General features: G+C 58.5%; 13 protein-coding genes. 12 read left to right on the forward strand and 1 reads right to left on the reverse strand.

Annotated features, from left to right (window positions below; genetic code table 11):
- Positions 1 to 6: 6 nt before the first annotated feature.
- From fliN to flhB, 6 genes are read left to right on the forward strand one after another with little or no spacing between them, the layout of a single operon-like run.
- On the forward strand, positions 7 to 468 hold the full coding sequence (fliN, locus tag J3D54_RS16465; protein ID WP_253420120.1) for a flagellar motor switch protein FliN: 462 nt from the start codon (positions 7 to 9) through the stop codon (positions 466 to 468).
- Entirely contained in the window at positions 469 to 930 is a 462-nt protein-coding gene (gene fliO, locus J3D54_RS16470; protein ID WP_253420122.1) for a flagellar biosynthetic protein FliO, read from the forward strand. It abuts the gene before it with no gap.
- Positions 930 to 1,688, forward strand: a complete 759-nt coding sequence (gene fliP / locus J3D54_RS16475; RefSeq protein ID WP_253420126.1) for a flagellar type III secretion system pore protein FliP — start codon at positions 930 to 932, stop codon at positions 1,686 to 1,688. The genes fliO and fliP overlap by 1 nt, the downstream gene beginning before the upstream one ends.
- Positions 1,685 to 1,954, forward strand: coding sequence for a flagellar biosynthesis protein FliQ (gene fliQ, locus J3D54_RS16480; RefSeq protein WP_007938648.1), 270 nt, complete (start codon positions 1,685 to 1,687; stop codon positions 1,952 to 1,954). The genes fliP and fliQ overlap by 4 nt, the downstream gene beginning before the upstream one ends.
- Before the next feature lie 3 nt (positions 1,955 to 1,957).
- Positions 1,958 to 2,740 carry a flagellar biosynthetic protein FliR gene (gene fliR / locus J3D54_RS16485; RefSeq protein ID WP_253420129.1) on the forward strand — a complete coding sequence of 261 codons (783 nt, stop codon included), beginning with the start codon at positions 1,958 to 1,960 and terminating at the stop codon, positions 2,738 to 2,740.
- Positions 2,741 to 2,743: 3 nt separating this feature from the next.
- Complete coding sequence (gene flhB / locus J3D54_RS16490) at positions 2,744 to 3,883, forward strand: flagellar biosynthesis protein FlhB (protein WP_253420132.1); 1,140 nt, start codon at positions 2,744 to 2,746, stop codon at positions 3,881 to 3,883.
- A 248-nt stretch (positions 3,884 to 4,131) separates the two neighbouring features.
- Here the strand turns inward: flhB and J3D54_RS16495 are convergent, their stop codons facing one another.
- A complete protein-coding gene (locus tag J3D54_RS16495) occupies positions 4,132 to 5,046 on the reverse strand; it encodes a YncE family protein (RefSeq protein ID WP_253420135.1) in 915 nt (304 codons plus the stop codon).
- 342 nt (positions 5,047 to 5,388) lie between these two features.
- Between J3D54_RS16495 and flhA the strand changes: the two genes are divergently transcribed.
- The 6 genes from flhA to J3D54_RS16525 all read left to right on the forward strand — a co-directional run bounded on the left by flhA (position 5,389) and on the right by J3D54_RS16525 (position 11,889).
- On the forward strand, positions 5,389 to 7,518 hold the full coding sequence (gene flhA, locus J3D54_RS16500; RefSeq protein WP_253420138.1) for a flagellar biosynthesis protein FlhA: 2,130 nt from the start codon (positions 5,389 to 5,391) through the stop codon (positions 7,516 to 7,518).
- A gap of 11 nt (positions 7,519 to 7,529) precedes the next feature.
- Entirely contained in the window at positions 7,530 to 8,855 is a 1,326-nt protein-coding gene (gene flhF, locus J3D54_RS16505) for a flagellar biosynthesis protein FlhF (protein WP_253420140.1), read from the forward strand.
- A 116-nt stretch (positions 8,856 to 8,971) separates the two neighbouring features.
- Positions 8,972 to 9,802 (forward strand): flagellar synthesis regulator FleN, encoded by an 831-nt coding sequence (gene fleN / locus J3D54_RS16510; RefSeq protein ID WP_003222917.1) that lies wholly within the window; start codon positions 8,972 to 8,974, stop codon positions 9,800 to 9,802.
- Complete coding sequence (gene fliA, locus J3D54_RS16515) at positions 9,799 to 10,539, forward strand: RNA polymerase sigma factor FliA (protein WP_018925059.1); 741 nt, start codon at positions 9,799 to 9,801, stop codon at positions 10,537 to 10,539. Before fleN ends, fliA begins: the two co-directional genes overlap by 4 nt.
- 167 nt (positions 10,540 to 10,706) lie before the next feature.
- Positions 10,707 to 11,078, forward strand: coding sequence for a chemotaxis response regulator CheY (locus J3D54_RS16520; RefSeq protein WP_167331167.1), 372 nt, complete (start codon positions 10,707 to 10,709; stop codon positions 11,076 to 11,078).
- Positions 11,079 to 11,100: 22 nt separating this feature from the next.
- Positions 11,101 to 11,889: a protein phosphatase CheZ gene (locus J3D54_RS16525; protein ID WP_253420142.1), complete on the forward strand. Its 789-nt coding sequence runs from the start codon at positions 11,101 to 11,103 to the stop codon at positions 11,887 to 11,889.
- The last annotated feature ends 12 nt before the right edge of the window (positions 11,890 to 11,901 follow it).

The raw sequence follows: 11,901 nt of genomic DNA on the forward strand, positions 1-11,901 counted from the left end.
GGACAAATGATGAACGACGATATGAACGCCCAGGACGACCAGGCACTGGCCGACGAGTGGGCTGCGGCCCTGGAAGAAACCGGTGACGCCGGGCAGGCCGACATTGATGCGCTGCTGGCGGCCGATACCGGCACATCGAACTCCAACCGTCTGCCGATGGAAGAGTTCGGCAGCGTGCCGAAGAACCACGATCCAGTGACGCTGGACGGTCCGAACCTGGACGTGATCCTCGATATCCCGGTGTCGATTTCCATGGAAGTCGGCAGCACCGACATCAACATCCGCAACTTGCTGCAACTCAACCAGGGCTCGGTGATCGAACTCGATCGTCTGGCCGGCGAGCCGCTGGACGTGCTGGTCAACGGCACGCTCATCGCTCACGGCGAAGTGGTAGTGGTCAACGAAAAGTTCGGCATCCGCCTGACCGACGTGATCAGCCCAAGCGAACGCATCAAGAAGCTGCGCTGAGTGAACAAGGTTCTGGGTTCTTTGCTGGGGTTGGCGCTGGCCTTGCCATTCAGCGTGTTGGCGGCTGAGCCGGTGACGACAGCTGCGACAGCGGCCGCCGCACCCGCTGTCAGCAGCGGTGTGGCCGGGCAGTTGACGCAATTGGTGTTCGGCTTGCTGCTGGTGCTGGGGTTGATCTTCCTCCTCGCCTGGCTGCTGCGCCGGGTCCAGCAGGCCGGGCCGGCGGGCAAGGGGCAGGTGATCGAGCTGATCGGTTCCCGGGCGCTTGGCCCTCGTGACCGTTTAATGCTGGTGCAGGTGGGCAACGAACAGATTCTGCTCGGCCTGAGCCCCGGCACCATCACCGCGTTGCATGTGCTCAAGGAGCCGGTGCAGGTCCCGAGCGGGACTGAAAAAGCGACTCCCGAGTTCGCCCAGCGTCTGTTGGAGCTGTTGGGCAAGGATCAGAAGGATAAGAAGTAATGGGTGCGTTACGCATCGTCATGACGCTGGCCCTGATGCTGGCTGCGCCACTGGCGTTCGCCGCCGATCCGTTGTCGATCCCGGCGATCACCCTGGGCACCAACGCCAATGGCGCTCAGGAATACTCGGTCAGCCTGCAAATCCTGCTGATCATGACCGCGCTGAGTTTCATCCCGGCGTTTGTCATGCTGATGACCAGTTTCACCCGGATCATCATCGTTTTCTCGATCCTGCGTCAGGCCCTGGGCTTGCAGCAGACACCGTCGAACCAGATCCTCACCGGCATGGCGCTGTTCCTCACCATGTTCATCATGGCGCCGGTGTTCGATCGGGTGAATCAGGATGCCTTGCAGCCGTACCTGGCGGAAAAGCTCACCGCTCAGGATGCCGTCGCCAAGGCCCAGGTGCCGATCAAGGACTTCATGCTGGCCCAGACTCGCAGCAGTGATCTGGAGCTGTTCATGCGCCTGTCCAAGCGTACCGACATCGCTACGCCGGATCAGGCGCCGCTGACGATTCTGGTGCCGGCGTTCGTGACCTCGGAACTGAAAACCGCGTTCCAGATCGGTTTCATGATCTTCATACCGTTCCTGATCATCGACCTGGTGGTGGCCAGTGTGCTGATGGCCATGGGGATGATGATGCTCTCGCCGCTGATCATTTCCTTGCCGTTCAAAATCATGCTGTTCGTGCTGGTGGATGGCTGGGCGTTGATCATCGGCACGTTGGCCAGCAGCTTCGGCGGTGTTTCACCATGACGCCTGAAGTTGCCGTAGACATCTTTCGCGAAGCGCTGTGGCTGACCACCATGATGGTCGCCGTGCTGGTGATCCCGAGCTTGCTGGTGGGGCTGTTGGTGGCGATGTTCCAGGCCGCCACCCAGATCAACGAACAGACCCTGAGCTTCCTGCCGCGCCTGCTGGTGATGCTGGTGACGCTGATCGTTGCCGGCCCGTGGCTGGTGCAGACGTTCATGGAATACATTCTGCAGCTGTACCACAGCATTCCTCAGGTCATCGGTTAAGCCATGTCGCTGCTGCAGCTGACCGATACCCAGATCAGCACCTGGGTGGCGACGTTCATGTTGCCGCTGTTTCGCATCGGCTCGTTGCTGATGGTCATGCCGATTTTCGGTACGACACTGGTGCCCAAACGCGTGCGTTTGTACTTCGCGCTGGCGATTACTGTGGTCATCGCACCGGGGCTGCCGCCGATGCCCGCCGTCAACGCGCTGGACTTGAGTGCACTGCTGCTGATTGCCGAGCAAATCATCATCGGTGCGGTTCTCGGTTTCTCCTTGCAGCTGTTCTTCCAGGCGTTCGTGGTGGCGGGGCAGATTGTCGCGATCCAGATGGGCATGGGCTTCGCTTCGATGGTAGACCCTACGAATGGCGTGTCGGTGGCGGTCATCGGGCAGTTTTTCACCATGCTGGTGACGTTGTTGTTCCTGTCAATGAACGGCCATCTGGTGGTGTTCGAAGTCCTCACTGAAAGCTTCACCACGCTGCCGGTCGGCGGCGGCTTGATGGTCAATCATTTCTGGGAGCTGGCCGGCAAGCTCGGCTGGGTACTCGGTGCGGCGCTGTTGCTGGTGTTGCCGGCAATCACCGCGTTGCTGGTGGTCAACATTGCGTTTGGCGTGATGACCCGGGCAGCGCCGCAGTTGAACATCTTCTCGATCGGCTTCCCGCTGACCCTGGTGCTCGGCTTGTTCATCGTCTGGGTCGGCCTGGCGGACATTCTCAATCAGTATCAACCGCTGGCCGCCGAGGCCTTGCAGTTGTTACGCGAACTGGCACGGGCACGCTGAGTCATGGCTGAGAGCGAAAGCGGTCAGGACAAAACAGAAGACCCCACGGAGAAACGCAAAAAGGACTCCCGTGAGAAGGGTGAGATTGCGCGCTCCAAGGAGCTCAACACCCTGGCGGTGATGCTGGCCGGCGCCGGCGCCTTGCTGATTTTTGGCGGCGCATTGGCCCAGGATTTGATGGAGTTGATGCGGATGAACTTCTCGCTCTCGCGAGAGGTGATTCTGGATCAGCGCAGCATGGGCATCTTCCTGCTGCACTCGGGGCAGATCGCTCTGTTGGCGATTCAGCCGGTCATGATCACGTTGCTGCTGGCCGCGCTGATCGGTCCGATTTCCCTCGGAGGCTGGCTGTTCGCAGCCGGCTCCATGGCGCCCAAGTTCAGTCGCATGAATCCCGCCGCGGGCCTGAAACGAATGTTCTCGGCCAAGGCGCTGATGGAGTTGCTCAAAGCCCTGGCGAAGTTCTTCATCGTGTTGTTCGTGGCGCTGGCGGTGTTGTCGTCGGACATCGATGATCTGCTGCGCATCGCCCATGAACCCTTGGATATGGCGATCATCCACAGTCTGCAAGTGGTGGGCTGGAGCACGTTGTGGATGGCTTGCGGGCTGATCATCATCGCTGCGGTCGACGTGCCGGTGCAGCTGTGGGAAAGCCACAAAAAGCTGTTGATGACCAAGCAGGAAATCCGAGACGAACACAAGGATCAGGAAGGGCGACCGGAGGTCAAGCAACGCATTCGTCAACTGCAGCGCGAGATGTCGCAGCGGCGAATGATGGCCGCGATCCCTGATGCTGACGTGGTCATCACCAACCCGACTCACTACGCTGTGGCGCTCAAGTACGATCCGGACAAGGGTGGGGCGCCGATGCTGATCGCCAAGGGCAGCGACTTCCTGGCCTTGAAGATCCGTGAAATAGCAGTGGCCAATGAAGTGTTGTTGCTGGAGTCGCCGGCCCTGGCGCGTTCGATTTACTACTCCACGGAACTGGATCAGGAAATTCCTGGCGGGCTGTATCTGGCGGTGGCTCAGGTATTGGCTTACGTCTATCAGATCCGCCAGTACCGCGCGGGCAAGGGCAAGCGCCCGGATCCGCTCAAGGACGATTTGCCGATTCCGCCGGATTTGCGCCGCGATTCTTGATAAGCATTTTTTACTCTATCGGAGTGATGGGGGTTACTTTCAGTCGGGGCGTGAGTAAGAAGTGCTCAAGTCCAATCCAGTTGGTCGCACTGGTTTGAATTTCAATTCGAGTAATGCCGTTGGCTGAAAATTCGTCAACAGTGCTTGCACAAACGTTGCTTCGACGCGGGTATTTCATATTTACGCAAAGTCATAAGGCATCAGTCGATGGCTGTACTTTGCAGCCATCGAATCAGGTTTGAATCAGTTCAAGCGTCTGTAAGGGCGTGCAGTACATAAATTTCACCATTGTCGGGCCTGATACGGATTTCCATCAGGTGATTTTTATCGACATTGATGCTGTGGACTTCCTCCAGGCTCTGGGCATCCAGAATATGCACATGGGTTGAATTGGAGCGCACGGTGTAGAGATGCTTTCCGTCCGGCGTACAGCATATGGATCTGGTTGCGGTTTCGTGGTCTACGGTCTTGATGATTTTGTTGGTCTGGGCATCAATCATGAGCAGTTCGTTAGCGCTCATATTGAGCGCATAGAGATGCCTGCCGTCAGTACTTGGAGTTATTACGCTGGTAAAGCCATTGACGGGGATGCTGGCGATCACCGACCACCTGGTGATGTCGATGACTTCGATCGAGTTTCGCTGGCCCTCGTTCCAGCAAGAGGCGTACACGCGTGACCCGCTTGCATTGGTAGCGAGATTGCCCGGGGCAGATATTTTCATAGAACGAATAACCGTCTGCTTCGGCGCATTAAGTTCTTTCATATAACCATCGTTTTGGCCGCCACAAAGGTAAGCGTAACTGCCGTTGGGGCTCACCGTCATGTCGGTCGGGTAAGAAGGAACCTTGGTGGCAGCGCTCACTGCATGGTTGACGGTGTTGATCACATAAAGACTGTCTGTCGCCATGTCCATGGCGAAGGCGTGGATACCATCCGGACTCAGCCCTTTGATGGCTGGCCAACGCCCCGCCGAGTATGTGTGGATGATCTCCAGCGTGTTTGCATCCATCGCTCGAAGGAAATAATCGCTATCGATTCGTTGGCGGAAGTAGAGGCGGGCGGAATCCTTGCTGATGATCAGGTTGTCCAAACCTGGTATCAAATGGACGACCTTGTCATTTATCGTCAATGGAAGTGCGGGCTGGGGAATATGCCTACTCATAATGTCGGATCCTGTCGATGTTAGGAGCCTTCATTGGAGGTGGGGTGCGAGTTTCTGTCTACTGTCAGAGTTGATAGATGAGGGGGGGCACTGGCTTGAGCGGAAAGTTTCGAGGGTATTTTATCTGCCGGATTCCCACGGCTGAGTGCGAGTATCGCGTCTTGATGGCATTTTGCTGCAGTTCGTTTCAGGGCAATTGGAAGAGAAGCGATTAGCGGGAGTGGTGTCTGTACCGCAAACCTCTGTTTCGATCATTGGCAAAAGTTGGAAGGCTTCTTGCAGTAGCCGCCCTGCGCCTGCTTCAGGCGTCAAAAGTTTGCTTTAAAGAAACGGGGAAAACCGGTGGATCGCTCTCAGTTATTCAACACTGCCCGCACAAACGTTGCCGACTTGAGTCGGGGCAACCTGGGTGTGCCGCTGTTGCTGCTGGTCATGCTGGCCATGATGATGTTGCCGGTGCCGCCGTTCCTTCTGGACGTGTTTTTCACCTTCAACATTGCGCTGTCCATCGTCGTGCTGCTGGTCTGCGTGTACGCCTTGCGGCCGCTGGATTTTGCGGTGTTCCCGACCATTCTGCTGGTGGCGACGTTGTTGCGACTGGCGCTGAACGTGGCCTCCACGCGGGTGGTGATGCTCCACGGTCAGGACGGCCATGCCGCCGCCGGTAAGGTGATCCAGGCCTTCGGTGAAGTGGTGATCGGCGGCAACTACGTGGTCGGTATCGTAGTGTTCGCGATTTTGATGATCATCAACTTCGTCGTGGTGACCAAAGGCGCCGGGCGGATTTCCGAGGTGAGCGCGCGTTTCACCCTCGATGCGATGCCGGGCAAACAGATGGCCATCGACGCTGACTTGAACGCTGGCCTGATCGATCAGAGCCAGGCGAAACTGCGCCGGATGGAAGTCGCCCAAGAGGCCGAGTTCTACGGTTCCATGGACGGTGCCAGCAAGTTCGTGCGCGGTGACGCCATCGCCGGTCTGTTGATTCTGTTCATCAACCTGATCGGTGGCATGGCGGTGGGTATCTTCCAGCACGGCATGAGCTTTGGCGATGCCGGCAAGGTTTACGCGCTGTTGACCATCGGTGACGGTTTGGTGGCGCAATTGCCATCACTGCTGTTGTCGACCGCCGCGGCGATCATGGTGACCCGTGCTTCCGGCTCGGAAGACATGGGCAAGCAGATCGGTCGCCAGATGTTCGCCTCGCCAAAAGCCTTGGCGGTGGCCGCAGGCTTGATGGCGGTGATGGGCCTGGTGCCAGGCATGCCGCACATCTCCTTTCTGTCCATGGCAGCGCTGGCGGCCGGTGGCGCTTACCTGTTCTGGAAGAAGCAGAACGCGGTCAAGGTTCAGGCTCTGCAAGAGGTGAAGCGTCAGCAGGAGTTGCTGCCGTCGCCAGCTCGGGCTCAGGAAACCAAGGAGCTTGGCTGGGATGACGTAACGCCGATCGACATGATTGGCCTGGAAGTCGGCTACCGCCTGATTCCCCTGGTGGATCGCAATCAGGGTGGTCAGTTACTGGCACGGATCAAGGGGGTGCGTAAAAAACTCTCCCAGGACCTGGGCTTCCTGATGCCGACTGTGCATATCCGTGACAACCTCGACCTGGCACCCAGTGCCTATCGCCTGACCCTGATGGGGGTGATCCTGGCTGAAGCGGAGATTTACCCGGAGCGCGAACTGGCGATCAACCCGGGGCAGGTCTACGGCACGCTCAACGGCATCACCGCCAAAGATCCGGCTTTTGGTCTGGAAGCGGTGTGGATCGAAATCAGCCAGCGCGCCCAGGCGCAATCCCTGGGTTACACCGTGGTCGATGCCAGTACGGTAGTGGCGACCCACTTGAACCAGATTCTGTACAAGCATTCCAGCGAGCTGATCGGTCACGAAGAAGTCCAGCAACTCATGCAATTGCTGGCCAAAAGCTCACCGAAACTGGCCGAAGAGCTGGTGCCGGGCGTGGTTTCGCTGTCGCAACTGCTCAAAGTCTTGCAGGCGTTGCTGGCCGAACAGGTGCCGGTGCGGGACATTCGCAGCATCGCCGAAGCCATCGCGAACAACGCTGCCAAGAGTCAAGATACCGCCGCTTTGGTGGCCGCGGTGCGCGTCGGCGTATCCCGTGCAATCGTGCAAAGCATTGTAGGCACTGAGTCGGAGCTGCCTGTGATCACCTTGGAACCAAGGTTGGAACAAATATTGCTCAATAGTCTTCAGAAGGCAGGACAAGGCTCGGAAGAGGGCGTTCTGCTGGAGCCAAGCATGGCGGAAAAACTGCAACGCTCGTTGATCGATGCGGCGCAGCGTCAGGAAATGCAAGGTCAGCCGGTGATTCTGCTGGTGGCCGGTCCGGTTCGCGCGATGCTCTCGCGATTCGGTCGGCTGGCAGTACCGGGTTTGCATGTGTTGGCTTACCAGGAAATTCCTGACAACAAGCAAGTGACCATCGTTGCGACAGTAGGGCCCAACGGCTGAGGTAGTGGTTTATGCAAGTTAAGCGTTTTTTCGCCGCCGATATGCGTCAGGCCATGAAACTGGTTCGTGATGAGCTGGGCGCTGATGCCGCCATTATTGGCAATCGCCGGATCGCCGGCGGTGTCGAGCTGACGGCTGCCCTGGATTACAAATTGTCGGCGCTGGCCCCGCGTGTTCCGAACATGGAACTCGAGGACGAGCTGCGCAAGACCCAGTCGCGGATCGTCACCGCCCAGGCCGAACTGAGCCTGCGTGGCAATGGCGAGAGCGACAACACCACCAATCGCCAATTGTTCGCCGGCCTGCCGCTGACCGCCGCCGAGCCGCTGATCGAACCGACGCTGGCCGAGCCTCGGCGCCCGGCACCTGCGCCTGCCGCAGCGACCGGCGTCGATCCGCGTGCGTTCGACTCGATGCGTTTCGAACTCAACAGCCTGCGTGAACTGATGGAAGTGCAGCTTGGTTCTTTGGCGTGGAATCAGCTGCAAGGCAGCCGTCCGGCCCAGGCCAACCTCTGGCGTCGCCTGCAACGCATCGGCCTGTCCGGCCCGTTGTCACGCGATCTGTTGGCGCTGATTACCGACATTGAAGAGCCTCGTCAGGCCTGGCGTATGTTGCTCGCGCACTTGGCTCGGATGATCACCACCCCGGAAGTCGAGCCATTGGAGGAGGGCGGCGTGATTGCCATGGTCGGCCCGGCCGGCATGGGCAAGACCACCACGCTGGCCAAGCTCGCGGCCCGTTATGTGCTCAAGTACGGCGCGCAGAACATCGCGCTGGTGAGCATGGACAGCTATCGCATCGGTGCTCAGGAACAGCTCAAGACGCTGGGCCGGATCCTCAATGTGTCGGTGACCCATGTCGACCCGGGTCAATCCCTGGTGCAGGCGCTGGAGCCGCTGCTGCGCAAACGCGTGGTGCTGATCGATACCGCCGGCCTTCAGGCCAGCGATCCGGCACTGCGCATGCAGCTCGAAAGCCTGGCCGGGCGCGGCATCAAATCAAAAAATTATCTGGTCTTGGCAACCACCAGCCAGAAACAGGTTCTAACCGCCGCTTATCACAGTTACAAACGCTGCGGCCTCGCCGGCTGCATCCTGACTAAACTGGATGAAACGGCAAGTCTGGGCGAGGTGTTGAGCCTGGCTATCAGTCATGAGTTGCCGGTGGCTTACCTGACCGATGGTCCGCGGATCCCGGATGATTTGCATCTGCCGCGTCGTCATCAACTGGTCAGCCGCGCCGTTAGCGTGCAAATGCAGGAAGAACCCAGCGAAGAAGCCATGGCTGACATGTTCGCTGATATTTACCACAGCCCGACCAAGCAGGTTGGCTGAGGTATTAATGAACATTTTTTGTACCTACATCGATGGTCTGCCATGCATTGTTCCGATGGTGAACGCGCAGCCAGTAATGTGGCCTCCGTCTAAGTAAGACAAGGTAAAGAAATAACATGGGCAGCATGCATCCCGTACAGGTGATCGCGGTGACCGGCGGCAAAGGTGGCGTCGGGAAGACTAACGTGTCAGTGAACTTGTCCCTGGCTCTAGCTGAGCTCGGCCGGCGCGTCATGCTGCTGGATGCCGATCTGGGGCTGGCGAACGTCGACGTTCTGTTGGGACTGACACCCAAACGCACGCTGGCCGACGTGATCGAAGGTCGCTGTGAGCTGCGTGACGTGTTATTGCAAGGGCCTGGCGGTATCCGCATCGTCCCGGCCGCCTCCGGCACCCAGAGCATGGTTCATCTGAGCCCGGCCCAGCATGCCGGCCTGATTCAGGCGTTCAGCGACATCGGCGACAACCTCGACGTATTGGTGATCGACACCGCTGCGGGCATTGGTGACTCAGTAGTCAGCTTCGTGCGCGCCGCGCAGGAAGTCTTGCTGGTGGTGTGTGACGAGCCGACCTCGATCACCGACGCCTACGCGCTGATCAAATTGCTTAACCGCGACTACGGCATGAACCGATTCCGCGTCCTGGCCAACATGGCGCAGAGCCCGCAGGAAGGCCGCAACCTGTTCGCCAAATTGACCAAGGTCACGGATCGCTTCCTTGACGTCGCCTTACAGTACGTCGGCGCAGTGCCTTACGACGAAAGCGTGCGCAAGGCGGTACAGAAGCAACGCGCGGTGTATGAAGCTTTCCCACGCTCCAAGTGCGCCCTGGCGTTCAAGGCCATTGCGCAGAAAGTCGATACCTGGCCGCTGCCGGCCAACCCGCGTGGGCACCTGGAGTTTTTCGTCGAGCGCCTCGTGCAACAAACGGCAGGACCCGTGTTATGACAGCCAGCGGTTACAACCTCTACAAGCAGTCGGCACGTGACGCGCAGTACGAGCTGATCGAGCGTTACGCGCCACTGGTCAAACGCATTGCCTACCACTTGCTGGCGCGTCTGCCGGCCAGTGTCCAGGTCGAAGACCTGATTCAGGCCGGGATGATCGGCCTGCTAGAAGTATCAACCAAATATGACGCCAGCAAAGGCGCGAGTTTCGAGACGTACGCGGGTATTCGAATCCGCGGCGCGATGCTCGATGAAGTGCGCAAGGGGGACTGGGCGCCACGTTCGGTCCACCGCAATACCCGCATGGTCAGCGACGCGATTCGCTCGATTGAAGCTAAAACCGGCCGTGACGCTAAAGATCACGAAGTTGCGGCCGAACTCCAATTGAGTCTCGACGATTATTACGGGATTTTGAACGACACCCTGGGCAGCCGGTTATTCAGCTTCGACGATCTGTTGCAGGACGGCGAACACGAAGGGCTGCATGAGGATGGCGCGAGTGCTCATCTCGAGCCGTCACGCGATCTGGAAGATGAACGCTTCCAGGCGGCGCTGGCGGACGCGATTGCCAATTTGCCGGAGCGTGAGCGACTGGTGTTGGCGCTGTACTACGACGAAGAGTTGAATCTCAAGGAAATCGGTGAGGTCCTGGGGGTCAGTGAATCTCGGGTCAGCCAGTTACACAGCCAGTGCGCGGCCCGTTTGCGGGGGCGTTTGGGGGAGTGGCGAGCGCGCTGAAGGCAGTGTGGGGACACTGCGAATGGAGCTGGTGTGGTGTTGAACCGTACCGGTCTCGATCTGTTGTGCTCCAGACAGTCATTGAGTGCTTTGCCGGATTGATTGAAATGGCGCGCCCAGGTGCTGGGCGCGTTTAAGACTGCTTGGAGGTCGAATTGGACAAGAACATGAAAATCCTCATCGTTGATGACTTCTCAACGATGCGGCGGATCATAAAAAACCTGTTGCGTGACCTTGGGTTCACCAACACCGCCGAGGCCGATGACGGATTGACCGGGTTGCCGATGCTGCAAAGCGGTAACTTCGATTTTCTGGTGACCGACTGGAACATGCCCGGGATGACCGGCATCGACCTGCTTCGTGCGGTGCGCGCCGATGAAAGGCTCAAGCATCTGCCGGTGCTGATGGTGACCGCTGAAGCCAAGCGCGAGCAGATCATCGAAGCGGCCCAGGCCGGTGTTAACGGCTATGTGGTCAAACCCTTCACGGCCCAGGCGTTGAAAGAAAAAATCGAGAAGATTTTCGAACGCATCGGTTGAGAAACTGCGCCACGGGGGAGCTATGGAGCATATCGAATCTTCAAAGGGCGATTTTGAGTCGACCCTGAAAAAACACGCGGTCGAACTGGTCGAAAGCCTTGAAAAGGGCAGGTTCGGCGACGCTGTGCAACTGATCCATGAGCTCAACCAGACCCGTGACCGTGGCCTGTATCAGGAAGTGGGCAAGCTCACCCGCGAGCTGCATAGCGCGATCGTCAATTTCCAGATTGACCCGCACATGCCGCAAGCCGAGGAAGTGTCTCAGATCACGGATGCCACCGAGCGCCTGTCCTATGTGGTCAAGCTGACCGAGGCCGCGGCCAACCGCACCATGGACCTGGTGGAGAACGCCACGCCGCTGATCAACAGCCTGAGCGACGAAGCTCAGGCGCTGAGCACGGATTGGGGACGGTTCATGCGCCGCGAAGTCGGGGCTGAAGAGTTCCGCGAGTTGGCCCGGCGGGTCGACGGTTTCCTGACACGCAGCAGTGAAGACAACCGCGTCGTGTCGAGCAACCTCAACGACATTCTGCTGGCCCAGGATTACCAGGACCTCACCGGTCAGGTGATCAAGCGTGTGACCCAACTGGTCACCGAAGTTGAAAGCAACCTGCTCAAGCTCGTACTCATGGCCAGTCAGGTAGACCGCTTTGCGGGTATCGAACATGACCGTGAAGCGATGCTGGCTGAAAAAGATCCACAAAAACATCTCTCTCAGGGTGAAGGTCCGCAGATTCATGCCGATAAAAGAGAAGACGTTGTGTCCGGTCAGGACGATGTGGACGATTTGTTATCCAGCCTAGGATTTTAGAGTTTTAGCATT

Source organism: Pseudomonas sp. GGS8 (assembly GCF_024168645.1).
Lineage (GTDB): Bacteria > Pseudomonadota > Gammaproteobacteria > Pseudomonadales > Pseudomonadaceae > Aquipseudomonas.

What these genes read in the sequence shown, in the direction of transcription:
- fliR (WP_253420129.1), top strand. Translation starts at nt 1,958, where the DNA reads ATGTCGCTGCTGCAGCTGACCGATACCCAGATCAGCACCTGGGTGGCG.
- flhF (WP_253420140.1), top strand. Translation starts at nt 7,530, where the DNA reads ATGCAAGTTAAGCGTTTTTTCGCCGCCGATATGCGTCAGGCCATGAAA.
- fleN (WP_003222917.1), top strand. Translation starts at nt 8,972, where the DNA reads ATGGGCAGCATGCATCCCGTACAGGTGATCGCGGTGACCGGCGGCAAA.
- fliA (WP_018925059.1), top strand. Translation starts at nt 9,799, where the DNA reads ATGACAGCCAGCGGTTACAACCTCTACAAGCAGTCGGCACGTGACGCG.
- flhB (WP_253420132.1), top strand. Translation starts at nt 2,744, where the DNA reads ATGGCTGAGAGCGAAAGCGGTCAGGACAAAACAGAAGACCCCACGGAG.
- J3D54_RS16495 (WP_253420135.1), bottom strand. Translation starts at nt 5,046, where the DNA reads ATGAGTAGGCATATTCCCCAGCCCGCACTTCCATTGACGATAAATGAC.
- fliN (WP_253420120.1), top strand. Translation starts at nt 7, where the DNA reads ATGATGAACGACGATATGAACGCCCAGGACGACCAGGCACTGGCCGAC.
- fliP (WP_253420126.1), top strand. Translation starts at nt 930, where the DNA reads ATGGGTGCGTTACGCATCGTCATGACGCTGGCCCTGATGCTGGCTGCG.
- fliQ (WP_007938648.1), top strand. Translation starts at nt 1,685, where the DNA reads ATGACGCCTGAAGTTGCCGTAGACATCTTTCGCGAAGCGCTGTGGCTG.
- J3D54_RS16520 (WP_167331167.1), top strand. Translation starts at nt 10,707, where the DNA reads ATGAAAATCCTCATCGTTGATGACTTCTCAACGATGCGGCGGATCATA.
- J3D54_RS16525 (WP_253420142.1), top strand. Translation starts at nt 11,101, where the DNA reads ATGGAGCATATCGAATCTTCAAAGGGCGATTTTGAGTCGACCCTGAAA.